We start from the raw sequence: 24219 nt of genomic DNA, 5'->3' as shown, positions 1-24219 counted from the left end.
CAGAATTGGGCCAAGCGTTTCGATCCGAAGGTCATGGCTCCTCATTCTGGCGCCGAACCAGACACAGGATCCGACGTGGCTGTCGGGTTCGAGTTGGCAGCCTCGATAGCAGCGCTGATCGTTGCCCCGTCTAGCAATGCCGCTGCGCCACGATGACCTGATTTTACATTCGCGGCCACGGCGCTGACCAGTATTTGGCGGACGCTAGATGCGCCAGAAGCAAGCCGGTCATCGACCGCCGCATGCCCTGTCGGAGAGACCATGCTCGCGAGCAGGGCCGTCGCCCTGTCCTCCTCAACATCAATCGCTTCTTCGAGGACTGCTAACTCCTCATTGGTCCATGGGTCCGAAGCCATCACCTCGCGACCCAGCATCTCCCAAAACAGCCTTGCTGCCTGCTCGTCTGTCAGCCCTAGCTGCCGCCGTGTGTGGCTGGCAACCGCCGATAGGTCCAACGCGAGATAGCGCGACCAGTCGCCGTGCAGTTCAACGACTCCCTTTGACACGAGGCGGAAGACCTCGTCGGGAGTCGCGGTTGGTACACACAACTGGAAATGGGCCGACTCTTCGTTCTGGCTGTTGAAGATCTCGACTTCCGCCTCCCCGTCGCCCCAGTAGGACGAGGGCCTGAACTCGTAACTGGTTCCGGCGAAGTGAGGTGCGAGCATCGCGTCGATCGCTCGTTCGATTGGTGGCGGCTCCGCGATGTCGATCCCAGCGGCGGCGGGATGGACCGGGTGGGTCGGTGTTTCCCCTGTCATGCTGACAGTTTGCGGGAGACCACCGCAAAAGTCCAAATGTAAAATCCCCGATCAAACCTGGAGATGCCGCGCATGTAGTAGGTGTAAACCGGGCTCAACATCGGCTCACTCAGTTGCTTCCTCGCTTCCCAAGACCACGCTCCAGAGCCGGTGTGCCTCCCGGAACAGGAGGGTCGTCGTGGTGCTGACTGTCCGATGTGTTCGCCGACCTCGACCACGTCAACATAGCAACCCACGTCCAGTGCCGAAAGGCAGACGATACGCTAAACGGGAAGCTCGAAAGCGGTGCGTGACGCTCCCCGCAAACCCCCCCGTAAATTGGGTCGGTTTCTGGGATGCTGACGGGGGCTTCTGACGCAAGTCAACCCGAGACTTCCCCGGATTTCCGCCGATGTGAGGGCCTTAGTCTGTTCAAGCGGGATCGACGGAATCCACTCAACCCGATACCGTTGTTCTTGGTTCGAGTCCAGGTACCCCAGCACTTAAAATCCCCGGTCATCCGCCTAATTTGGTTGGCGTTGAAAACCGGCTGATGAATGTTCTTGGTTCAAGTCCCATACGGAATGTGCCATTCATCGGGATTTCTCCAGAGTCGAGTTTCTGGTACGACGGCTTGCGGTACCGGTCTCGGGCGGCCGCCCGAGACTCGAGGCAGCTCGCCGGTCGAAGCTCTGAGGCATGCGTCGCGCGCTACCCGTCTGACGCTGACTCAGCCGTCCCACGTTTGTCAGCTTCTGTTTGATATTGCGGGGCTTATGGTCACGGCTGCTGATGGTTGTTCGTTATCGGCGGGTCTCCAATGTGGGACCGCGGCCGACGGGGACCGAATCGTTTCAGGTCGTCTCGCGCGCTACGAGTACGGCTTCGGTCTCCGGTCCTGCGGCTGGGGGCGGTGATCCGAGGGCTGCGCTCAGCGCCAGCTGAGCGAGATACCGACCGAGACCGGCGCTGTCTATGCGGACACTCGAGAGGGCTGGGACGAATAGCCGCGCCAGGGGTGTGTCGTCGTGGCCTATGACAGCCAGTTCGGCGGGCACGTCCACACCAGCGCGTAGTGCCGCGCCGGTGATGAGAGCTGCGACGTCATCGTTGTAGGCGATGACGCCGTCGACGCCGGCGGTGATCCAGTCGGCGAGGACTCGGGAGACGGACTCCTCGTCGATGTCCTGGTCCGCAGTGAGGGGCGCTCCGAGAAGGTCGACTGCGCTATCTCGAGTGAGACCGCGGCGTTGTTCCACGAGCTCGCGCAGACGGGGGTCGGTCGACCCGGCGAATGCCAGCCGACGTCGGCCGCGATCGGCGAGGTGGGCGACTTGGATTCGTGGTCCGCCTGTGTATCCGAGTTGCTCGTCGGAATTGGGTTCTCCCGCGGGGGTTTCAGGGATCACATGAGTGACACCGCTGTCCCGGATCTGGGTGAGCTGCTCTGGGGTGAACGGCATCATGCCCATCACCACGTCCGGCCGCAGAGTCTCCCAGAGTGGTTGTGCGTGACCACCGGGGTGCGGAGTCATCGTGACCAGGGAGTAGCCCGCCTCGTCCAGGGCGAGCGAAGCCTCATCGAGGTTTGCTCGCATGCTGTAGTCGAGCGGCCAGTCGGGGAGCACAAGAAGGATGACTCGACTGTGGCCGCTCGCCAACGCTCGCGCCGCTCCATTGGGCCTATAGCCGAGTCGCTTCGCCTCGCTGAGGACGCGGTCCCGGGTGCCCGCGGAGATCGTCTGTCCAGGGGTGTCGTTGAGAACGAATCCAACCGTGGCCCGCGAGATACCGAGGGAACGGGCGATGTCAGCGGTCGTCACCCTCCGTGCCGCTGTCTCGTGCATGATCATCCACCGCTCCAATCAACCTACTTGCGCGCGCTAGTCCCAGTATGTACTATCGCCATAGCTAGCGCGCGCTAGTCACCCTTTGACGATGGAGTCTTCCGTGACCACACCCCACCGGGACGAGCCGATGATGGTTCCTATGCCCGCGACGATCCCCGCACCGCCGCTCGATCCGGGTGTCCTCGCTGCTGAGGCGGCCACCCCCGCCGACTTGCCTCCTGTGAACGCACGCTACATCTGGTTCATGGTGCTGGCTCAGTTCGGCGTGTTCCTGGCCTTCATCACTCCGATCGCGATCTCGCTCGCCGTGCGCCTGAGCGAGTTGGCGCCCGACCACCAGGAATACCTGGGATACATCACCGGCGCTGGCGCGCTCTTCGTGATGCTGACGGCTCCGTTCATGGGCATCTGGAGTGACCGCACCCGCACCCGTCTCGGACGGCGTCGCCCGTTCATGATCGGCGGAATGATCGTGGGTGTTCTTTCCCTGATCGTGATGGCGGTCGCGCCCTCGGTTCTGGTTCTCGGCGCGGGATGGATCCTGGCGCAATGGGGCTGGGGCACGGTTCTGGGCAACCTGCAGAACTCGACCGCCGACCGTCTGCCTGAGGCCCAGCGCGGGAAAGTAGCTGGCTTGACCGGCTTCGCGACTCAGGTCGCCCCGGTGTTCGGCGTGATCGCGACGATGGGCGTGACCGGCAACGCACTTCTGCTGTTCCTTGTCCCTGGCCTCGTGGGTGTCGTGCTCGTGACCCTGTTCGTGACCTTGGTGCACGAGGACGACAGCCGAGGACTGCCGCTGGAGCACATCGGGCTGGCAGGAGTTCTGCGCAAGTACGTCTACAACCCGCGCCAGTACCCGGACTTCTCCTGGAACTGGCTGGGTCGCTTCTTCTTCTACTTCGGCCTCACCCTCAACACGACCTTCACGGCGTTCTTCTTCGCCGAACGCCTCGGGCTGTCCATCACCGAAGTCTCCGGCGTGATCGGCACACTCGGCGGCATCGGAGTGCTCGCCACCACGGCCGGTGCACTCGGTGGCGGGTTCCTGTCCGACCGGCTCCGCCGCCGCAAGGTGTTCCTCCTCATCGGCGGGGCGATCATGGCGGTCGGAATGGTCACCATGGCTCTGTCCTCCGACCTGCCATTCCTCTTCGCCGGCTCGCTGATCGTCTCACTCGGCATCGGCCTCTTCGCCGCCGTCGACATGGCGCTTCTCCTCGACGTGCTGCCCGAGAAGCAGACGGATGCGGGACGGTTCATGGGCATCACGGGCTTCGCCACATCCATCCCACAGGCCGCCGCCCCGTTCATCGCCTCCGGCATCCTCCTCATCGGAGTCACCGGCAGCGACAAGAACTACTCCCTGCTCTTCGTCGTCGCCGCAGCGTTCGTCCTTCTCGGCGGACTCGTCATCCTCCGCATCCGCTCCGTACGCTGACCTCGCACCACAAGGAACCTCATGCGCATCACACCGACACCTCCCCGCTTCGAACACCACACCACCGCCCTCGGCATCAGTGAGACCACGCCCAGGCTCAGCTGGAAGGTCTCCTCAGCCCCCGGCGGTTGGCGTCAGGCTGGCTACGAAGTGCGCTCCAGCAACGAAGTGGTCGCGGTCGACAGCCGCGACTCGGTGCTGGTGGCGTGGCCCTTCGCCGCGCTGACTTCTCGGGAGCGGCGCGAGGTCAGTGTTCGCGTGATCGGTGAAGATGGCGACTGGTCGGACTGGTCCGAGAGCGCAGTGGTCGAGGCTGGATTGTTGCATCCCTCGGACTGGGAAGCGCAACTGGTCGGCCCGGCCGATCCGGCGATCGCTTCGCCGCTGCTGCGCGGAGAGTTCGAGGTGGCCGATGCCGAGGTCAGTCGGGCGCGGGTGTACGCGACTGCGCACGGAGTGTTCGAGCTCGAGCTCAACGGCATCCGCGTGGGCGATCACGAACTCGCCCCAGGCTGGACTGCTTACGAGGACCGGCTCCGCTATGCGACCTACGACGTCACCGGGCTGATAAGAGATGGCGGAAACGTGCTCGGCGGGTGGCTGGGCGACGGATGGTGGCGCGGATACCTCGGGTTTGATGGCCGCCGCGCGCTTTACGGGGACCAGCTCGGCCTGCTCGTCCAGCTCGAGGTCGAATACGCCGACGGGCGACGCCAAGTCGTCACGACCGGTCCGGACTGGGTGAACTCCGACGGCCCTATTCGATCCAGCGACCTCTACAACGGCGAAGACTTCGACGCCCAGCGGTACGAGCCCGCGTGGTCGACAGCCGACTTCGAGGCGACAGGATGGGCGCCCGTCGAAGTGCAGGAGCTGAACGCCGCCCTCTTGGTCGCGCCGGACGGGCCGCCGGTGCGGGTCACCCAGACCCTCAGCGTCGCTGAAGTGCTCACGTCGCCGTCAGGCAAGACGATCCTCGACTTCGGACAGAATCTCGTCGGTCGACTCCGACTGACCGTCAGCGGCAACGCCGGCGACGTCCTCACCCTCCGGCACGCGGAGGTTCTCGAACGCGGCGAGCTGGCCACTGAGCCGCTCCGTGCCGCACGAGCAACCGACACCTACTCATTGCGCGGCGGCGGCACTGAGAACTGGGCTCCCCGGTTCACCTTCCACGGCTTCCGCTACGCAGAGATCACCGGATGGCCCGGCGACTTCGACCCGGCCGGCGTCGTTGCCGAGGTGCTACACACCGACATGGAACGCACCGGCCGGTTCACGTCATCCGACCCGCTCGTGAATCGGCTGCACGAGAACGTGGTGTGGGGGATGCGCGGCAACTTCCTCGACGTACCCACCGACTGCCCCCAGCGCGACGAGCGGCTCGGCTGGACGGGCGACCTACAGGTCTTCGCCCCTACGGCCGAGTACCTCTACGACTCCTCAGGCTTCCTTGTGTCGTGGCTTCGCGATCTCGCGGTCGAACAGACCCGCTACAACGGCACCCCCATGGTCGTGCCCGCCAAGACCACCGGCTACAACGGGCCGACGGCAGGATGGGCTGACGCCGCCACCGTCGTCCCCTGGACCCTCTACCAGGCTTACGGCGACCTCGACGTACTGGCCCGCCAGTTCGACAGCATGGCCGCCTGGGTCGACGAGGTCACCGCCGCCGCCGGTGAGGACCGCATCTGGAGCGCCGGGTTCCAGTTCGGTGACTGGCTCGACCCCACCGCACCGGCTGGCCGTCCCGAGGCCGCGCAGACCTACCCGGAGATCGTCGCGACAGCCTACTTCGCGCGCTCCACACGGATCGTCGCAGACGCCGCCGTAGTACTCGGACGCAATGACGACGCTGCCAGGTTCGGTGCTCTCGCCGAAGAGGTGAAGGCAGCGTTCCACCGCGAGTACGTCTCCGGGTCCGGTCGGCTGCTCTCCGACAGCGCGACCGCCTACGCCCTCGCGCTGCAGTTCGACCTGATCGACGATGCCAGCGCTCGCCAGCGTGCCGCTGACCGGCTGGCGGAGATCATCCGCGGAAACGGCTACCGGATCTCCACCGGCTTCATCGGCACCCCCCTCATCTGCGACGCACTCAGCGCCCACGGGCACGCCGACGTCGCCTACCGGCTCCTCTTCCAGACCGACAATCCTTCCTGGCTCTACGCGGTGACGAAGGGGGCGACGACCATCTGGGAGCGGTGGGACTCCCTGCTGCCGGACGGCACCGTCAACCCCAGCGGGATGACGTCCTTCAACCACTACGCCTTCGGCGCCGTCGCCGACTGGCTCCACCGCGTCGTGGCAGGTCTGGCCATCGCCGAACCCGGCTACCGGCGTCTGCGGATCGCACCCCAGCCGCCCCGACAGGGACTGACCCAGGCATCCACGACTCTTGAGACTCCCTACGGCGAAGCATCCAGCGCGTGGATCCTCGAAGGAGGGATGCTACGGCTCACGGCCGTGGTTCCAGTAGGCGCTACCGCTGATGTCGTCCTCCCATCGGGGGAGACGCACAGCGTCGAGCACGGCACCCACGAGTTCAGTGAGCCGTTCGAGGTCGACCCCATCGGGCGGAAGATCTTCACCGTCGACACCCCGCTCGGCGAGCTGATCGACGACAAGCAGGCCATGTCCGTGCTCACCGGGGTGATCACCAAGTACATCCCCGAGGCGGCCGAGCACATGTCCGCGGGACTGCGGGGTCAGGAGCAGACCACTCCGCGCCAGATCGCCGGAATGTTGCCTCGCCCCGAGGGCGTGCTCGCGGATCTGGAGCGCGGGTACGCCGCGATCTCGGCCGGTGAGGAGATCCCGCTCGACGTGATCACGGCGCCCGAGCCGACCGCCGAGGAGGACGCCGACCTCCGAGCGAAGGCCGCCCTGTTGACCGGCAGGGACTTCTGGTCGACGCGCGAGGGGGACGGCATCCGTTCCCTCGTGATGGTGGATGGGCCGCACGGCGTGCGCCGCCAAGCGGGCACTGCGGATAACCTCGGCTTCAACGAGAGCCGCCCGTCCACGTGCTTCCCGCCCGGTGCGGGGATCGGCTCGAGCTGGGATGTCGACCTGATCCGCGAGGTCGGTGTCGCGCTCGGCGAAGAGGCCCGCGCGCTCGACGTTGACATGCTCCTCGGGCCGGCAATCAACATCAAGCGTTCCCCTCTCGGCGGTCGCACCTTCGAGTACCTGTCGGAAGACCCTCTCCTCACCGGTGCCCTGGCCACGGCCTACGTGCACGGCGTGCAGAGCACCGGGGTTGGCACATCGCTGAAGCACTTCGCCGTCAACAACCAGGAGACCGAACGGATGCGCGTCGATGCACAGGTCGATGACCGCGCTCTGCGCGAGATCTACCTCCCGGCGTTCGAGATGGTCGTGAAGGACGCACAGCCGACCTCGGTGATGAGCGCCTACAACGCCATCAACGGCACGTTCTCATCCGAGAACCGGTGGCTGCTGACCCAGCTGCTGCGCGACGAGTGGGGCTACGACGGACTCGTCGTGTCCGACTGGGGTGCCATCAAGGACCGCGTCGAAGCGCTCATGGCCGGGCTTGATCTGGAGATGCCGGGAACCGGCGACGAAGGAACCGACGCCATCGTCGAAGCTGTTCGCTCCGGACGCATCGACCGCTCAGTGGTCGAGCAGGCCGTCGCCCGGCTGGCTCGTCTCGCCGAAATAACGCTCCCCGCTGGGCCGTCCGCCGGAATCGACATCGATGAGCACCACGCGCTGGCGCGCCGGGCCGCGGCGGATTCGATCGTGCTGCTGCGCAACGAGAACGAGGCGCTTCCGCTGCGCCGCGGCCAGCGCATCGCGGTGATCGGCGAGCTCGCCGTACACCCGCAGTTCCAGGGCGGAGGCAGTTCGCACGTCAACCCGACGCGGTTGGACATCCCGCTGGATGAACTGCGCGCGACGCTCGGCGATGCCGCAGTGTCGTACGCCCCCGGCTACGCGAAGGGCTCCGGCGACGACGAGTCCCTGCGAGCCCAGGCGCGAGAGGCGGCAGAGGCGGCCGACGTGGCGGTGGTCTTCGTCGGACTCTACGAGGAAGATCAGTCCGAGGGTTTCGACCGCGAGACGATCGATCTCCCGGCGCAACACCTGGAACTCATCGACGCCATCGCGGGCGCCGCCTCTCGCACCGTCGTCGTACTCTCGAACGGCGGAGTCGTGAACTTGGAGCCGTGGCACGACCGGGTCGACGCGATCGTCGAGGGCTGGGCGCTCGGCCAGGCCGTCGGCGGAGCCCTCACCGACGTGGTCACCGGTGCTGTGAACCCGTCCGGTCGGCTCGCCGAATCGATCCCTCTCAGCCTCGAGGACACACCGTCCTTCTTCAACTTCCCGGGTGAGAATGAGGTCGTCCGATACGGCGAGGGCATCTTTGTCGGGTACCGCTACTACGCCACCCTTGACCGCGGCGTGCGGTATCCGTTCGGTCACGGGCTCAGCTACACGACCTTCGAGTACGAGCACCTCGAGGTCGAAGCGACTGGTCCGGACACGGCGAGGGTCCGCGTGTCCGTGCGCAATACGGGCGATGTCGCCGGTGCTGAGGTCGTCCAGCTCTACGTCACGCCGGCGCCGAGCGCGGTGCGCCGCCCGGTGCGGGAGCTGGCCGCTTTCACCAAGGTGCGGCTGCAACCGGGTGAAGCCATCACCGTTGAACTCGAGCTCGATCGTCGCGCCTTCGCATTCTGGGACGTGACCAAAGATCGGTGGAAGGTGGAGCCGGGGGAGTACGGCGTCCAGGTGGGACGCTCGTCGATGCACATCCTTGCTGAGGCCGGCCTGGACCTTGCCGGCGACTCCGATCTTCCCGAGCCGCTCAGCCTCGACTCCACAGTTGGCGACTGGTTCGGTCACCCGGTCGTCGGGCCCGCCCTGATGGGGGCGATGATGTCCGGCGCCAGCGCGGAGCAGCTCGCCGCCGCCGAGCAGAACGGCAACATGTTGAAGATGGTGGAATCGATGCCCATGGGCCAGTTCGCTCGCTTTCCCGGGGTCGAGATCCCCGATGAGGCGCTCGCGCAACTGATCGAACTCAGTATCGCCGCGGCCCAGTCTGAGCCGGTCGATGCCTGACGTCCGCCGCCGGCCTGGCCAGCCTCGGCGCAGGGTGCTTCTCACAGGGGCGACAGGAAACTGGGGGAGAGCCACCCTTCGAGAGCTTCGCGAACGCGACGCCGTCGACGTCATCGCTTTCGTCAAGAGGACTGCGGCAGACGAGCGCGCACTCGTCGAGTTCGCGGATATGACCAACCTCTCGGTGGTGTGGGGAGACCTCACCGATTACACGGCCGTGCGCGACGCTATCGCTAACGTCGATGCGGTCCTCCACGTTGGGGCCGTCGTGTCGCCGCTTGCCGACGAACACCCGGCACTGGCCCGAAAAGTCAACGTTGGCTCGATGCAGAACATCATCCGCGCCGTCAAAGCACTACCCGATCCCGCACGGGTCGAGGTCGTGGGCATCGGCTCGGTTGCAGAAACAGGCGACCGACAGGCGCCGCATCACTGGGGCAGGATCGGAGACCCTCTTCGGGTATCCCAATTCGACGAATACGGTCAGACCAAGGTCATCGCCGAGAAGCTGCTCCTGGAATCCGCGCTTCCCAAATGGGCATGGTTGCGACAGACCGGAATCTTCCACCCCGGCATGCTCGAGATCCGCGATCCGATCATGACTCACTCCCCATTCGCGGGCGTCCTCGAGTGGGTATCGGATAAGGACTCTGCTCGCCTCCTGGCCTCCCTGGCCGAGGGTGCGCCGCAGGAGTTCTGGGGCGGCGTGTACAACATCGGCGGGGGTGAGAGCTGGCGCTTGACCAATTGGCAGTTGCAGACCGCGATAGGTGACGCGATGGGCGTCCGCGACATCCGCACCTGGTACGACCGAAACTGGTTCGCGACGCAGAACTTCCACGGGCACTGGTACACCGACAGTGACCGGCTCAATGACCTCATTCCATTCCGAGCCGACACTTTCGCGGATGCTCTGTCGCGTGCGCTGGATGCCGCACCGGGCTCGGTGCGGTCGGCCGGCAAGGTGCCTGCGTGGATCGTGAAGAACCTCGTCATGAAGCCGCTGACCCTCAAGGATCGCGGCACGATGGATGCCATCCGGCGCCGCGACAACGAAGCCATCACGGCGCACTTCGGCTCCCTCGACGCCTGGAAATTGATCGGCGACTGGTCCACCTTCGTCGAACCAGAACCATCACGTGACCCCAGCTACCTCGACCATGGCTACGACGAGGCGAAAGATCCCTCGACCTGGTCGGCCATTGACTATCTCCAAGCGGCCTCCTTCCGTGGCGGAGAGTTGCTCTCATCCCACGTGCGAACCGGAGCGGCCGGCGTACCGCTGGTATGGCGGTGCGCGTTCGGACACATCTTCGCTGGAAGCCCCCGCCTCATCCTCATAGCCGGCCATTGGTGCCCCGAATGCCTGCGTGACTCATCCGCGTACAACTCGCAAGCCGAACGCAATCCATTCCTCGCCCAGATCGAACGCCAGCATCAGCTGACGAACGCGTGATCAGCGGAATGGCCGAACTTGACGTGCGCGAAGATGAGGTGGCGGGGCGCCACGGAAGGATTCCCATCCGTCGCTACGTGCCAACAGTTTTGCCACTGGGTTCGACGGTTGTCTGGATCCACGGAGGCGCGTTCTCTCATGGCGACCTGGACATGCCTGAGTCCGACGCCGTCGCCAGGGCGGTAGCTCTGACCGGTCGGCACGTCATCGCCGTGGACTACCGTCGCGTTCCGCCCTGGAGCTGGTGGAAGCAGCCGAGGACAGGCCAGCTGTCGGGTGTGCGCTACCCGCTCCCGGTGGACGACGTGGTCGACGTCTTGGATCAGATCCAGAGCGAACATGCGGCGGGCGACGTCATCCTCGGTGGAGCCAGCGCCGGTGCGTGTCTCGCTGCCGCGGCTGCACTGCGCCAATACTCCGACGGCCGACCTACCGCTTCTGGCCTCCTACTCGCCTACGGAATTTTCCATGCGGCGTTGCCACCGATCCCGTCCGAGCTGCGCCGCCGGATTCGCGGACGCCACTCGGTCATGCAATTCCGCCCCGACACCGTCAACAAAATGAATCGAAACTACGCCGGTTCATTGGAGGCGATGAGGGACCCGTTCGCATTCCCCGGCGGACACGATCTGCGCGGGATGCCCCCAACGCTTGTCATCGATGCCGACCACGATTCCCTCCGTGCCTCCGGCCATCAGTTCGCGAACGAGCTCAGAGAGGCAAACGTCTCCTTGGCCCGAAATGTTGTCGCCGGATCCAGCCACGGATTCCTCAATCGCCCGGGGACTGCTCACTTTGCTGAGGGCATCGACGTAATCGCCGAATGGGTACGAAGCCAGGACGGTGATAACCGGCTGGTCTGATCGAAGACGCCGAATCAGGCATTCAAATCGAATGTGCTTCCCCGCCGTTCTCTTGGGTGCTTTCGGCAACGCACAACAGCGATAGTGATGAATGGTCTACGCCAGAACCCAGGTCAGGAACTGTTGCGGCTTCGATTGACCCCGGTCTTGACCGAGAATCGCGTGTCCACGGACTGCTCGATGAGCGTGACCACAAACGCTCCGAGAACGCCGCTGGAGCCCCTGTTTGAGCACGTATCACCAGTACCAACCCGTACACTGATGCCATGAGAACCGCGGAAATCCGCGGAATTCTGCCCCGTCAGCGGGAGTGGAAATGGACCGAAACGACTCACCGTTGTTCTTGGTTCGAGTCCAGGTACCCCAGCACTTGTTGAATCCCCGGTGAGCGGCCGATTTTGTTCGGTCTTGAATCTCCCGGTTGGTTAATGTTCTTGGTTCAAGTGGCCCGCGGAAAGAGCTTCGCACCGGGGACTTCGCGTCGGCGGAGTATTTGGTACGACAGGCCGCAACCGCAACCAGTGATCTGAGTGCTTCGTTCTTGCAGCCGAGCGGACGGGAAGTCCGGCTCTGGGTCGTTGCCTGGTCCCGCTCTACGATGCCACCGGCCCTGTCGAGCCCCGAACCACCAAGGACGTTTCGAGGAGGGGCGACTGGGGGACCGGCTCGTCGCCATCGAGCTGAGCAAGCAGTCCCAGGACTGCAAGCTCTCCTGCTCGAACGAGCTGCGCTCGGACTGTCGTCAGTGCCGGAACGATCAGCTCACTGCCGAAGATGTCGTCGAACCCCGCCACGCTGAGCTGGTCCGGTACACGGATGCCCTGGGCGGCAGCAGCCTGCATGAGACCGATTGCGATCAGGTCGTTGAAGGCGACGACAGCGCTCACGCGGGCGGCCAGTACCCGACGGAGCGCAGAGTGGCCTCCCTCGATCGTCGGCGGGTTGGGGCCGATCTCCACGAGCCCGATCCCGGCCTTCTCCGCCGCGTCCAGCATCCGTGCGAATCGGCGGTCACTGATCCACGACGTCTCCGGGCCCGAGAGATACCCGATCGATCGGTGGCCCAGCCCGATGAGATGGGCGAGCAGTTGGGAAACGCCGCTGTCGACATCGGGGAGCACGCTCACGATCTCGGCGACCGCTCTGTTGATGAGCACGAGGGGCTTTCGCGACGCAATCGTCGTGATGCGGTCGTCGGTGAGGCGGGTGGTCGCGAGCACTATGCCATCGACGCTGGGCGCTATGCGCTCGATCGCACGCGCCTCTTCTTCGCCAGATTCCTGGGACTCGGCGAATACCAGCGTGTAGCCGGCCTGGGTTGCGGCCTTCTCTGCTCCGCGCACGATGTCGAAGACGACGGGGTTCGTGATGTCGGCTACGACCAGGGCCAGGGTGTGCGTTCGTCCTGTCTGCAGGGCGCGCGCAAGTGGGTTGGCCCGGAACCGGAGCCTTTGCGCTGCTTGGCGTACTCGTGCTTCCGTGTCGGTGCTCACACGTCCCGGCTTCGAGAGCGCCCGTGAGACCGTGGAGGGATTGACGCCGGCGAGCTCGGCTATGTCGTAGATGGTCGCCGCGCCACCACGGCGTCGGATACGATCCGCAATCTCGGACGGGACTGTGGGGTCGAGCTCAGGATCGAGGGAGGCCAGACTGTCATTGGTCATTCGAAGCGATCCATTCCTGTGCTGTCTCGACGATATCGGCAACGGTTCCGCCGACGTCCACGACACAGCCGCGTTCATCGACGCCGAGCGGTTCGAGAGTCGCGAGTTGCGAGTCGAGCAGAGACGCCGGCATGAAGTGGTCCTGCCTGCGTGCTGCGCGCGCCGCCAACACCGAACGCGATCCTGACAGGTGCACGAAGGAGACCGTAGGACACGCGGCGCGCAGTCGGTCGCGGTAGCTGCGGCGAAGGGCGGAGCACGCCATGACGACACCTTCCTGCCGGGCCGCCTCTGCGAGAACTCCGCCGACGGCGTCGAGCCACGGCCACCTGTCGTCGTCGGTCAAAGGCGTGCCCGCAGCCATCCGTGCTCGATTGAGTTCCGGATGCAGGTCGTCGGCGTCGCGCCATGGGATGGCGAGGCGCTCCGCAAGTCCTGTCGCGATGGTCGTCTTGCCGGCTGCTGAGACACCCATGACGACGATGATGGGGGCCGAGATGAGGGTGGGCATCACAGATCGCCGTCGAAGATGGCGGCACGCACAGTGTCCATGACACGCGCTGTCGCGATCGTCGCGGCCGCGTCATGGTCGGGGTGCTGCATCAGGCCGGCGGAGATAGCCGCGTTGACCGCGCGGATCATCGGCGTGTAGCCGTTCCCCTCCCGAGGGTGCGACAGCAGGTCAGGCGTGTGGAAGAGTGCCTGCGTGGAACCGGCGTGGATCTGCGCGGAGTCGGTCGCCCAGAACATGGCGGGAATCTCGATCCATCCGGCCGTGCCGCTGATCGCGGCCGAAGGGTCGATGAACTCGACGATGGAGCAGCCCAACTGGGCGACCCGACCGCCATCGTGTTCGAGCGTGACGTGCGCTGCGATATCGATGCCGTCACGCACGCGTCCTGTCGCCGTGACGGTCGCGACAGGTCCCAGCATCCAGAGAGCAAGCGTGACCGGGTAGATGCCCTGATCGAGGACTGTGCTCCCACCGAGTTCGGCGTTCCATCGACTGCCGCCGGCTGGGAACGGCATCCCGAATGCCGCTCGAAGGTGCCGGGGCTCGCCGAGGAGGCCGTCGGTGACCTGTGCGTGCACTGCGCGGTGCAGTGGGTTGAACTTCATCCACATCGCTTCCATCGCGAAGAGTCCGCGCGCTTCGGCGCGGGCGAAGATCTCGGCTGTGTCCTCAGCCGTCATCGCCATCGGCTTCTCGACGAGGACGTGCTTTCCGGCATCGAGGGCACTAAGCGCGATCGACACGTGGGTCGCTGGTGGTGTCGCGATATAGACGGCGTCGATGTCATCGCGTCCCAGCACGTCGTCGAGGTCTAAGGACCACGTCGGGATGCCGTGCGCCCCTGCGAAGGCCTCGGTCCGCTCGTCGCTGCGTCCCCACACGGCGGTGACGGAGTGCGCAGCAGCCGACTGCAGGTCGGGGACGAACGACTCGGAGATCCGGCCGGTGCCGATCACAGCCCAGCGGACAGTCTCAGTCATGCGGTGGTGCCTTTCGGGGCAGGTCGCCGGCTCAGTTCTCGTCTGCGGGCGTGCCGGGCTTGCGGCCCTCCAGTCCTGTCCACCGCTTGCGCAGGGCGAACGCGGCCGCCTTGGGCTTGCGGTCGCGGGTGAAGACGCCCTTCTTGTTGCCGTCGACGCGGTGGATGCCGTTCGATGTCGCGAAGTCGGCGAAGTTCCACACCTGCTCGCCGACGAACTGGGGAAAGCGGTCGAAGACGCGGTGGTTCATCGCGAGGTAGTCGACCTGGTATTCCTCGGTCCATGCCTGGTCCCAGACGGAGTGGAGGCCGGGTTGGGTGTCTGCGCCGTACTCGGTCATCATGATGGGCTTTCCGGTGCGCTCGATCCAACCGGCGATGTCGCCCTGCAGGTACATCTCGGCAGTCTGGAGGTCGCCGGTGGCGATGTACCAGCCGTAGTAGCGGTTCATGCTGACGACGTCGAACAGGTCGATGAGCTGGTCGTTCTGGAAGGTTGCGAACATCACGAGCGCGTAGGTGAGCGGTCGGGTGGGGTCGAGCTCTCGGGCCAGGTCGACGAGCGGCTTGAAGTACTCGAGCGCGCCGTCCTCGTTGGACGCCGGTTCGTTGGCGATGCACCACATGACGACCGAGGGGTGGTTCTTGTCGCGGGTGATGAGCTCTCGGATGTGCTGAGCGTGGGCGGCTTGGGTGTTGTCGTTGGCGTACTGGTCGGAGAACGTGGGGAAGGGGGGCTTGCCCGTCATGCCGCCGACGACGCCCATGTTGAGGCCGACAGCCGCGGTCTCATCGATGACGACGATGCCGTGACGGTCTGCGAAGTCGAGGACTTCCTCGGCGTACGGGTAGTGCGACGTGCGGAACGAGTTCGCTCCCGTCCATTCCATGAGCTGGAAGTCGTGCACCATGTACGCGTCGTCGTGTCCCTTGCCTCGGATGACCGAGTCCTCGTGCTTGCCGAATCCCGTGAAGTAGAACGGCTCGCCGTTGATGAGGAACTCGTGTCCTTTCACCTCCACGGTGCGCACGCCGACGGCGAGCGGGTAGCTGTCGACGACGACGTCCCCATCGACGGCCTCGACGGTGAGCTCGTAGAGGTAGGCGGCGCCCGGCTTCCAGAGCACGACGTCTGCGATGCTCAGCACTCCGGATGCGCCGGATGCCTCCGCCACGACCCGTCCGGCGGCATCCGCGAGTCGAACCCGAACAGTTGTGGGGGCTGAGGTCTCGACGCTGTACTCCACTGAGCCCGTGGTGCCCTCGAATGCCGTCACGACAGTCACGTCGTCGATCGAGACGCGCGGGACGCTGTGCAGCCACACGGACCGGGCGAGGCCGGCGTAGTTGAAGAAGTCATGGAAGTAGACCTGCTTCCGGCGCCCGTCCATCCCGACCTCGATCTTGCCGGGCGGGATCGTCTCATTGGACAGGTCGCCGCTCACCGCGACGGTCAGCCGGAAGGCGTCGCCCGCATGGACTCGGTCGGTGATGTCGAGATCGAACGGGGTGTAGCCGCCGACATGCTCCCCGACCAGCTCGTCGTCGACGTAGACGCGTGCGGCGTGCGTCGCGGCGTCGAAACGGAGCAGGATGCGCTCCTCCGACCAGCCGCGAGGTACGCGAACCTCACGCTGGTAGTACACCCATCCGACGTGGTCGCGGATCTCCGCATCGGTGAACTGGTCGTTGTAGCTCGCGGGAACAGCAGCCTCGAGGGGGGTGTCGAGGATGCCGGTCCACGGCTCCGAGGCGAGGCGGGAGTCGATTCCGAAACGCCAGACGCCGTCGAGATTGACGAGTTCGCGGGTGGGGGTGGGGGTGGGCTTGAGCATGAAGACTCCTGTGCGTCGATGCATGGATGCGGGGAAAGGCCGAGGGGTGGTGACGGGGTTGATCAGATTGTCTCGCCGGCGTCGGCCAGCAAGGTGCTTCCGGTCATGATGAGCGAGAGATCGCTCGCGCAGAAGAGCACTACTCGGGCGATGTCGTCGGGTGTGCCGAGACGCCCGATGAGGGACTGCGTCATCGCCGCCGGCATGCTGCCGCCGTCTGTGTCGGCAAGACCCATGGCACTCATTGCGGCAGCGGCGGCTGCCATGTTGCCTTCGGTCGGAACGTAGCTCGGTGCGACGCCGAGGACGCGGATGCCGCGGGGCGCCAGTTCGAGAGCGAGTTGCTTCGTGAGTCCGCGAGCTGCGTGCTTGGAGGCGACGTAGGCCGAGAGGCCTGGAGCGATGCCCCGGAACCCGGCGGTCGAGATGACGTTGACCACCACGCCGCCTGATGCCATCCGGCGAGCGGCCTCTCGGGCACCGTTGCGGACCCCGGTGGTGTTGACGGCGAGCACGGCGTCCCACGCCTCGTCGCTCATGTCGAGCAACGGGGTGCTCGGGAAGACGCCGGCGTTGTTGACCCAGACGTCGAGGCGCCCGAAGGCTTCCGTTGCGGCCATCGCTGCCGCCTCGACGGAAGCGGAGTCGGTGACGTCCATCCTGACGCCGATCGCGGGGGTGCCGAAGCGTGTGGTGATGTCCTGGGCAGCGTCGTGGGAACGCTGCTCGTCGAGGTCTGCGATGGCGACGGATGCGCCGGCCTCGGCGAGGCGGAGCGCGATCGCCTTGCCCAGGCCTTGTGCGCCGCCGGTGACGAGGGCGGCACGGCCGTGCAGGGAGAGGAGGTCGGTCAGGGGGTGTGCCGAGACGTCGGCGAAGGGGAATGACATGGTCGTGCTCACGCGATCCCGTTGCGCGCCGCGACTGCGCCGAGCCAAGCGAGGCTGGGCTTCGGGGAACGCTCGAAGGTATCGCGGTCGACCGCGATGAGACCGAATGTGGGCTCCCAGTGTCCCCACTCGAAGTTGTCGAGCAGCGTCCAGTGCAGGTAGCCGCGCACGTCGATCCCGTCCGAGATCGCATGGTGCAGACCCTGCAGCGCCTCGTCGGTGTAGCGGATGCGCTGAGCGTCGTCGCGGGTCGCGATACCGTTCTCGGTGATGATGATCGGGACGCCCTGCGTCACCTCGGTCGCGTGACGCACGGCCATTTCGAGCGAGTCGGGACGGTAGGTCGTGCCGACGAGTGTGTTGTCGGGGCGCTTCGGGTGCGGCACGAGACCTGTCGCGTCCACCTCCTGGCTGGAGTACGCCTGCACGCCCACCCAGTCGTCGCCGCGGCTGCCTTCCCAGAAGATGTCCTCCTTGCCGTAGCGGATCTCTTCGAGCTTCGCTTCGCCGCCTGGGGCTGCGGTGAGGGCGCCGGCCGCGATGGTCCAGCCGACCTTCGCGTCGGTGCGTGCGTGGAGGATCTCCCGTGCCGCGTGGTGGATGTCGACGAACTTCCGGCTGATGGTGGGATCCGCGTAGGTGAGGAAGTTGCGGCTGGCCTGCTCGCGGTCCTCGTCGCTGTCGGCCTCGACGGTCGGGCTCTGCCACTGGCCGCCCGCCTGCTCCTGCATCCGCTTCATTGCGGTCATGATCGCGGCTTGCATGTTGGGCTCGTTCATCGTGGCGACCCATTCGACGCCGTCGAGGATCGTCGTTGCCTCGGTGACGAATCGTTCGAACTTGTCCGACGCGTCGGCGGCGCTCCATCCGCCGTCCTTCGCGAACCACAGCGGAGTCGTGAAGTGCTGCAGCGTGATCACCGGGGTGATGCCGAGTTCGACGCAGTGGTCGATCATTCGGCGGTAGTGGGCGAGTTCGGCTTTCGAGAAGCGCCCGGGGAGGGGCTCGATGCGTGCCCACTCGATGCCGAAGCGGTAGCTGTTGAGCCCGGCGTCGGCCAGAAGCTGGATGTCCTCGCGGTAGCGGTGGTAGCTGTCGACGGCGTCGCCGGAGAGCTCCATGCCCGGGGTCACCTGCTCCTGCGCCCACCAGTCGCTGTTGACGTTGTTGCCTTCGATCTGGTGCGGGGCGGTGGAGGCTCCCCAGAGGAAGCCGTTCGGGAAGGTGGTCATCTCATCCTCGTTCTGGTGGTGCGGTCTGGGCTGAAGGAAGTTGTGCGAGTACCTGCTCGACGAGTGCGACGAATGCGCTGTCGGCGGCGAGCCGCGGGTGAACCTGTTCGATCGAATCACGGATGCTCTCGGCGCGTGTCGTCGAGGGATCGGGGAGCAGTCCCGCGCGCCCGGCGGCGATCCATGCCGCCACGGCAGTCGCGCCGCCGAGGGGGACACGTCCGGAGGCCAGCTCGGCAACGACCACTGGAGCGATGCGGAGGCGCAGCTTGGTGACGGTGTCTGCCGCGATCTGAGTGAGAGCGTGGCTGATGCGGGAGTTGCCGAAGCGTTCGAGGAGCGCGTCGCGATAGTCCGCGAGCTCGAGACCTGGTGGCAGGTTGCCCGCCGCCTCATCCCACAGGCGTTCAACCGCATCGCGACAGACCGGGTCTGCGATCGCTTCGGCGACGGTCGAATGCCCGCGGAGCGCTCCCAGGCAGGCGAGCAGCGTATGGGCGCCGTTGAGCATCCAGAGTTTGCGCGCTTCCCATGGTTCGAGGTCGTCGACGAAGCGAGCTCCCGCGGTGTCCCACGCCGGCCTGCCCGCGAGGAAGTCGCCGGAGATCACCCAGTCGCCGAACGGCTCGGCGACGACGGGGGACCGGTCATCGAGGGCGGCTTCCAGGGCCGCTGCATCCGCACCGGACAGACGCGGCGTGATGCGGTCGACGGAACTCGACGCGAAACCGACCGACTCGCGGATCCAGTCGGCGAGTCCGGGAACCACCGCTGCCAATGCTGCAACGGCTGAGAGCAGGACGCCGCCATTGTCGGGGAGGTTGTCGCAGGACAGGAGTGTCACAGGACCGTTCCCGGCGCGCCGGCGCAGTTCGAGTCCGAGGACGAGGCGCCCGAGCACAGTGACCGGTGATGCCACGTCGGCGTCGATCCGGTCGGCGCCGATCGTGCGAAGCAGGTGCAGGTCTGCCAGGACGCCAGGGTCGGCGAGGTCCAGCGTGCCGCCCGCGCTCAGCTTGTATCCGGCTTCGGTGATCGTCAGAGTGACGACCGCCGTCGAGGCAGCGGCGAGGTCGTTCAGAAGCTGGCGCACGTCTGCGGCCGCGTGGGCGCGCACGAGGCTGGTGATCGTCTCGGTGCTGTCGTCTTGTGGCCCGCGAAGGACGAGCGTGTAGAGGCCGTCCTGAGCGGTGAGTGCATCCGCGAGGGTCCTGGTGCGTCCCGCGTAGGCGGCGATGCCCCAGTCTGCGGCGTCCGTAGCGTGCGCCGTGTACCACGCTGTGTGGGAGCGTGCGAAGGCGCCGAGCCCGAGGTGGACGATCCTCACGGGGGGTGCTGGAGTAACGCGAACGAGCCGCGGTGCGAGTGTGGTCGTGTCGGTCACAGTTTGAACACCCGCTTGGGCTGCGGCCCGACGATGTCGTCCGCGATCCGCTCGGCCGCCGCCATCGTAATGCGACTCTCCGCGACCAATCGGGCGAGGAAGGCGGCATCGGCCCGTCGGGCAGTGTCGTGACGCGCCGGAATCGACAGGAAGGCGCGGGTGTCGTCGATGAAGCCCGACCCGCGCGAGAAGCCGGCGGTCTCGGTCGTGGCGGCTCGGAACCGGGCGATCGCGTCGGGCGCATCGAGGAACCACCACGGCGCGCCGATGTACACCGCGGGGTAGAAGCCGGCCAGCGGCGCCAGCTCGCGCGAGTAGACGGTCTCGTCCACGGCGAACAGCACCAGGTGGAAGTCCCGCTGTAGCCCGAAGCGCTCGAGGAGTGGCCGCAGACCGCGCGTGAAGTCGGTCCGGACCGGGATGTCGTGACCACTGTCCGGCCCGAAGCGCTCGAGGGTCGGAGTGTTGTGGTTGCGGAGCACTCCGGCGTGAATGGTCATCACGAGTCCGTCTTCGACGCTCATCCGGGCCATCTGGAGCAGCATGTGGCCGCGGAACGTGCGCCGATCTGACGCAGTGGCCGTGCCTCCGAGGGCGGCTTGGAAGAGCGCCTCGGCATCGTGGTGCTCCAGATCGACCGTGAACGGCTCCTCCACGCCGTGGTCGGCCGACACGGCCCCGTGTCGCTGGAAGTACTCGCGTCGGTTCTCGAGGGCGGCCAGGTAGCCCGCGAACGTCGATGGCTGCTCGGTCGCGGCGAGCAGTCGCTCGACATTCGAGGCGAAGCCGGCAGCGTCCGGGTCCACGTAGCGATCCGGTCGGAAGGTGGGGATGACGCGTCCGGTCAGGCCGCGTTGGGCGCGTACATGTTCGCTCAGGTCGTCCAGCGGATCGTCGGTCGTCGCCAACACCTCGATGCCGAACTGCTCGAAGAGTGCGCGCGGTCGAAACTCGGGCAGCGACAACCGGGCCATGATGCTGTCGTAGATGGCATCTGCGGATCCTGAATCCAGGGGAGTGCGGATGCCGAAGATCGAGTCCAGTTCTTCCTCGAGCCAGTAGCCGGATGACGTCCCTGCGAACAGATGCCAATTCTCGGCGAGGATGCGCCAGGCAGCCCGTGGGTCGGCCGGTTCGCCGGCGACACCGAGGTTTGCCAGGTCGACACCAGCTGCGTGCAGGAGTCGGGTCACGTAGTGGTCGTGAGAGATGAAGAGACTGGCCGGGTCGGCGAACGGGGCATCCTCGGCGAGCCATCCGATCGGGACGTGCCCATGCGGGGAGATGATCGGGGCGCCCTCTACTCGCAGGTAGAGCTCGCGGGCGAGTTCACGGACTCGAGGCTCGGCGGGGAGCAGTCGGTCGGTGTCACGTCGTCGGGGCTGGAACATGGGCACCATTCTGTGCAGCTTGGCAACCGTTTGTCAATTGGCCGCCCGCCTGCATCTGCGGTGATCCAAACTTGGAGGCTTCTGGGATGGCAACCGTTTGCCATTTTCGTTCATGTCTGATTCACTGGTGTCCGTCGCAGCGCCGCGCCCGGCACCGACGCCACATCGAGGGAAGACAGACATGATCATCGACAGGGCCGAAGTCATCGTGACAAGCCCCGACCGCAACTTCGTGACACTGAAGATCACAACGGCGGACGGCATCACTGGCCTTGGTGACGCAACACTGAACGGCCGTGAGCTCGCGGTCGTCGCCTACCTGCGCGAGCACGTTGTACCGCTGCTGATCGGCAGCGACGCGTCGCGCATCGAGGACACCTGGCAGTTCCTCTACCGCGGGGCCTACTGGCGCCGCGGTCCGGTGACGATGGCTGCCATCGCGTCCGTCGACATGGCCCTCTGGGACATCAAGGGCAAGGCCGCCGGTATGCCCGTCTACCAGCTTCTCGGCGGCGCGAGTCGCAACGGGCTCATGGCGTACGGTCACGCTTCGGGCAAGGAACTTCCCGAGCTGTTCGACTCGATCCGCGCGCACCAGGAGCAGGGGTACAAGGCGATCCGCGTGCAGACCGGCGTCCCGACACTCACAGCCATCTACGGCATCGCAGCCCAGGGAGCCGATGTCGGCGATGCGAGCGTCCGCTACGACCACGAGCCGGCGCGGCGCGGCGCCAAGCCGGTCGAAGAAGACTGGGACACCCGGGCGTATCTCACCCATCTCCCTGGTGTCTTCGAAGCGGTCCGCAACGAGTTCGGACCCGACATCCCGCTCCTCCACGACGGGCACCACCGCATGACACCGATCCAGGCCGCACGGCTCGGCAAGGATCTCGAGCCCTATGACCTGTTCTGGCTCGAGGACTGCACCCCGGCGGAGAACCAGGAAGCCCTGCGTCTGGTTCGCCAGCACACCACCACGCCACTCGCGATCGGCGAGATCTTCAACACGATCTGGGACTTCAAGGACATCATCCGGGACCAGCTCATCGACTACGTGCGCGGCGCGGTCACGCACATGGGCGGGATCTCACCGTTGAAGAAGACGCTCGACTACGCAGCGATGTACCAGATCAAGTCGGGTATGCACGGCCCGACCGACATCTCACCGGTCGGGATGGCGGCCGCGATGCATCTCGGCCTGGCCATCCACAACTTCGGCATCCAGGAGTACATGAAGCACGGCTCCCGCACCGATCAGGTCTTCCAGCAGTCCTTCACCTGGACCGACGGCTACCTGCACCCGGGAGACAAGCCCGGCCTCGGCGTCGAACTCGACGTCGACGAAGCCGGCAAGTACCCCTACGAACGGGCCTATCTCCCGTACAACCGCCTGCTGGACGGCACCGTCCACGACTGGTGAGTTCCCCGAAACGCCCAAGACCCGCCAGAATCGACAAAGGAGTCACCCCGACCATGACAAGCAATGACAACCTCAGCACCGAAGAGCAGGAACGCATAACGATTGCGGCTGCGACCGGGCGGCCGATCACGGCAGGAGCCGCGGCCGGACCGGTCACCACCTCGATGCCCAACATCGACGGTCCCACCGCCCGGGTGAGCAAGAGCTTCATCCTGTGGCTCGTACTGATGAGCTTCGGCTCGGCGATGGCCTTCATCGTGCCGCTGTCGTACTCGCTGGCACTGCGTATCGACCAGCTCGCCCCAGGCCACGAGGAGATCCTCGGCTACGCGACCGGCATCGCGCAGACCGTGTTCATCCTCACGTCGCCATTGGTCGGGATCTGGAGCGACCGCACACGCAGTCGCTTCGGCAGGCGTCGGCCCTTCATCGTGGGCGGAATCGTGGTGGGACTCATCGGTCTCGCGATCATCGGGTACGCACCCAACGTCCCGATCATGATCGTGGGTTGGACGATCGCGATGTTCGGGTGGGCCAACGTGGGCTCCGCCGTGCTGTTCATCCAAGCCGACCAGCTCCCTGACGAGCAGCGCGGCCGTGTGTCAGCCGTCACCGGGGTCGCAGCGCAGGTCGCAGCGATCATGGGCATCGGACTCGTCTACGCCGTCGTGCACACGAGCATGGCGCTCGTCTTCCTCGTGCCCGGCATCGTCGGTGGAATCCTCTCCCTCGGCTTCGTGTTCTTCGGAAAGGATGCCGACTCCCGCACGCTCGACCTCCCCACGGACCGGATCTCCCTGAAGAAGGTCTTCGGCGCCTTCGTGTTCAACCCCCGCAAGTACCCGGACTTCGGCTGGAACTGGCTCGGACGCTTCATCTTCTTCGTCGGCCTCTACTTCAACACCACCTTCGGCACCTTCTTCTACGCGCAACGCCTCGACAAGCCGATCTCGGAAGTCGCCGGCACGGTCGCGATCATCGGCCTGCTGGGAATCGTGGCGGCTGTCGTCGGTGCCATCGGTGGCGGCTGGCTCTCCGACAAACTCCGCCGCCGTAAGCTCTTCGTCGTGATCGGCGCCGTGCTGTTCGCCTGTGGTGCCGTCGTGGAGGCGACGGCGTACACGATGCCGGCACTCATCGCGGGCGCGGTCCTGATGAACCTCGCCCTGGCTGCCTTCGGAGCGGTCGACCAGGCGATCGTGATGACGATCCTTCCCGAGCGCGCGGAAGCGGGTCGATACATGGCTGTCGTGCAGTTCGCCCAGAAGATCCCGAGCGCTTTCGCGCCGCTGCTCGGTGCCGCCATCATCACCATCGGCGCCGCGGAAGGCGTCAAGAACTACACCCTCCTGTACCTGATCGGGGGCGTGTGCGCCTTGATCGGCGCCGGGCTCATCTACTTCAAGGTGAAGTCGGTCCGCTGATCAATCGATGAACGACCACGGTGGCACGCGCTCGCACGTGCC

General features: G+C 65.8%; 16 protein-coding genes. 6 read left to right on the top strand and 10 right to left on the bottom strand.

Features of this window, described 5'->3' with window-relative positions; all coding sequences use genetic code 11:
• Positions 1–41 precede the first annotated feature (41 nt).
• Both ASF30_RS01795 and ASF30_RS01790 read right to left on the bottom strand, forming a co-directional pair.
• Positions 42–761 (bottom strand): hypothetical protein, encoded by a 720-nt coding sequence (locus ASF30_RS01795; RefSeq protein ID WP_157496866.1) that lies wholly within the window; start codon positions 759–761, stop codon positions 42–44.
• A gap of 833 nt (positions 762–1594) precedes the next feature.
• Positions 1595–2593 (bottom strand): LacI family DNA-binding transcriptional regulator, encoded by a 999-nt coding sequence (locus ASF30_RS01790; RefSeq protein ID WP_235480235.1) that lies wholly within the window; start codon positions 2591–2593, stop codon positions 1595–1597.
• Positions 2594–2690: 97 nt separating this feature from the next.
• On the opposite strand from ASF30_RS01790, the gene ASF30_RS01785 reads away from it, so the two are divergent.
• From ASF30_RS01785 to ASF30_RS01765, 4 genes are read left to right on the top strand one after another with little or no spacing between them, the layout of a single operon-like run.
• Entirely contained in the window at positions 2691–4031 is a 1341-nt protein-coding gene (locus ASF30_RS01785; RefSeq protein ID WP_235480234.1) for an MFS transporter, read from the top strand.
• Positions 4032–4052: 21 nt separating this feature from the next.
• Complete coding sequence (locus tag ASF30_RS23260; protein WP_235480233.1) at positions 4053–9125, top strand: family 78 glycoside hydrolase catalytic domain; 5073 nt, start codon at positions 4053–4055, stop codon at positions 9123–9125.
• On the top strand, positions 9118–10581 hold the full coding sequence (locus ASF30_RS01770; RefSeq protein WP_055900642.1) for an NAD-dependent epimerase/dehydratase family protein: 1464 nt from the start codon (positions 9118–9120) through the stop codon (positions 10579–10581). The genes ASF30_RS23260 and ASF30_RS01770 overlap by 8 nt, the downstream gene beginning before the upstream one ends.
• A gap of 8 nt (positions 10582–10589) precedes the next feature.
• On the top strand, positions 10590–11444 hold the full coding sequence (locus ASF30_RS01765; protein WP_055902390.1) for an alpha/beta hydrolase: 855 nt from the start codon (positions 10590–10592) through the stop codon (positions 11442–11444).
• A 593-nt stretch (positions 11445–12037) separates the two neighbouring features.
• Here ASF30_RS01765 and ASF30_RS01760 read toward each other — a convergent pair.
• The 8 genes from ASF30_RS01760 to uxaC form a co-directional block, all read right to left on the bottom strand.
• On the bottom strand, positions 12038–13108 hold the full coding sequence (locus tag ASF30_RS01760) for a LacI family DNA-binding transcriptional regulator (RefSeq protein WP_157496864.1): 1071 nt from the start codon (positions 13106–13108) through the stop codon (positions 12038–12040).
• A complete protein-coding gene (locus ASF30_RS01755; RefSeq protein WP_157496862.1) occupies positions 13098–13619 on the bottom strand; it encodes a gluconokinase in 522 nt (173 codons plus the stop codon). Before ASF30_RS01755 ends, ASF30_RS01760 begins: the two co-directional genes overlap by 11 nt.
• Positions 13619–14602, bottom strand: coding sequence for a Gfo/Idh/MocA family protein (locus tag ASF30_RS01750; protein WP_055900639.1), 984 nt, complete (start codon positions 14600–14602; stop codon positions 13619–13621). Before ASF30_RS01750 ends, ASF30_RS01755 begins: the two co-directional genes overlap by 1 nt.
• Before the next feature lie 31 nt (positions 14603–14633).
• Positions 14634–16436 (bottom strand): beta-glucuronidase, encoded by a 1803-nt coding sequence (gene uidA, locus ASF30_RS01745; protein WP_055900637.1) that lies wholly within the window; start codon positions 16434–16436, stop codon positions 14634–14636.
• A gap of 62 nt (positions 16437–16498) precedes the next feature.
• Positions 16499–17338, bottom strand: a complete 840-nt coding sequence (locus ASF30_RS01740; RefSeq protein WP_235480232.1) for an SDR family NAD(P)-dependent oxidoreductase — start codon at positions 17336–17338, stop codon at positions 16499–16501.
• On the bottom strand, positions 17335–18558 hold the full coding sequence (locus ASF30_RS01735) for a glycoside hydrolase family 1 protein (protein WP_055900635.1): 1224 nt from the start codon (positions 18556–18558) through the stop codon (positions 17335–17337). The genes ASF30_RS01740 and ASF30_RS01735 overlap by 4 nt, the downstream gene beginning before the upstream one ends.
• A gap of 1 nt (position 18559) precedes the next feature.
• Positions 18560–19885: a mannitol dehydrogenase family protein gene (locus tag ASF30_RS01730; RefSeq protein WP_235480231.1), complete on the bottom strand. Its 1326-nt coding sequence runs from the start codon at positions 19883–19885 to the stop codon at positions 18560–18562.
• A 53-nt stretch (positions 19886–19938) separates the two neighbouring features.
• Positions 19939–21333 (bottom strand): glucuronate isomerase, encoded by a 1395-nt coding sequence (uxaC, locus tag ASF30_RS01725; RefSeq protein WP_055900629.1) that lies wholly within the window; start codon positions 21331–21333, stop codon positions 19939–19941.
• A gap of 181 nt (positions 21334–21514) precedes the next feature.
• Here uxaC and manD point away from each other — a divergent pair, with 181 nt between their 5' ends.
• On the top strand, positions 21515–22753 hold the full coding sequence (manD, locus tag ASF30_RS01720; protein ID WP_055900625.1) for a D-mannonate dehydratase ManD: 1239 nt from the start codon (positions 21515–21517) through the stop codon (positions 22751–22753).
• Between the two features lie 53 nt (positions 22754–22806).
• On the top strand, positions 22807–24177 hold the full coding sequence (locus tag ASF30_RS01715; protein WP_055900624.1) for an MFS transporter: 1371 nt from the start codon (positions 22807–22809) through the stop codon (positions 24175–24177).
• The last annotated feature ends 42 nt before the right edge of the window (positions 24178–24219 follow it).

It is taken from the genome of Leifsonia sp. Leaf264, from assembly GCF_001422325.1.
GTDB lineage: Bacteria > Actinomycetota > Actinomycetes > Actinomycetales > Microbacteriaceae > Orlajensenia.
Note: the sequence above shows the minus strand (reverse complement) of the source record. Positions and strands in the feature narration are given on the sequence as shown.

What these genes read in the sequence shown, in the direction of transcription:
- ASF30_RS01795 (WP_157496866.1), bottom strand. Translation starts at nt 761, where the DNA reads ATGACAGGGGAAACACCGACCCACCCGGTCCATCCCGCCGCCGCTGGG.
- ASF30_RS01790 (WP_235480235.1), bottom strand. Translation starts at nt 2,593, where the DNA reads ATGATCATGCACGAGACAGCGGCACGGAGGGTGACGACCGCTGACATC.
- ASF30_RS23260 (WP_235480233.1), top strand. Translation starts at nt 4,053, where the DNA reads ATGCGCATCACACCGACACCTCCCCGCTTCGAACACCACACCACCGCC.
- ASF30_RS01770 (WP_055900642.1), top strand. Translation starts at nt 9,118, where the DNA reads ATGCCTGACGTCCGCCGCCGGCCTGGCCAGCCTCGGCGCAGGGTGCTT.
- ASF30_RS01765 (WP_055902390.1), top strand. Translation starts at nt 10,590, where the DNA reads ATGGCCGAACTTGACGTGCGCGAAGATGAGGTGGCGGGGCGCCACGGA.
- ASF30_RS01760 (WP_157496864.1), bottom strand. Translation starts at nt 13,108, where the DNA reads ATGACCAATGACAGTCTGGCCTCCCTCGATCCTGAGCTCGACCCCACA.
- ASF30_RS01755 (WP_157496862.1), bottom strand. Translation starts at nt 13,619, where the DNA reads ATGCCCACCCTCATCTCGGCCCCCATCATCGTCGTCATGGGTGTCTCA.
- ASF30_RS01750 (WP_055900639.1), bottom strand. Translation starts at nt 14,602, where the DNA reads ATGACTGAGACTGTCCGCTGGGCTGTGATCGGCACCGGCCGGATCTCC.
- uidA (WP_055900637.1), bottom strand. Translation starts at nt 16,436, where the DNA reads ATGCTCAAGCCCACCCCCACCCCCACCCGCGAACTCGTCAATCTCGAC.
- ASF30_RS01735 (WP_055900635.1), bottom strand. Translation starts at nt 18,558, where the DNA reads ATGACCACCTTCCCGAACGGCTTCCTCTGGGGAGCCTCCACCGCCCCG.
- uxaC (WP_055900629.1), bottom strand. Translation starts at nt 21,333, where the DNA reads ATGTTCCAGCCCCGACGACGTGACACCGACCGACTGCTCCCCGCCGAG.
- manD (WP_055900625.1), top strand. Translation starts at nt 21,515, where the DNA reads ATGATCATCGACAGGGCCGAAGTCATCGTGACAAGCCCCGACCGCAAC.
- ASF30_RS01715 (WP_055900624.1), top strand. Translation starts at nt 22,807, where the DNA reads ATGACAAGCAATGACAACCTCAGCACCGAAGAGCAGGAACGCATAACG.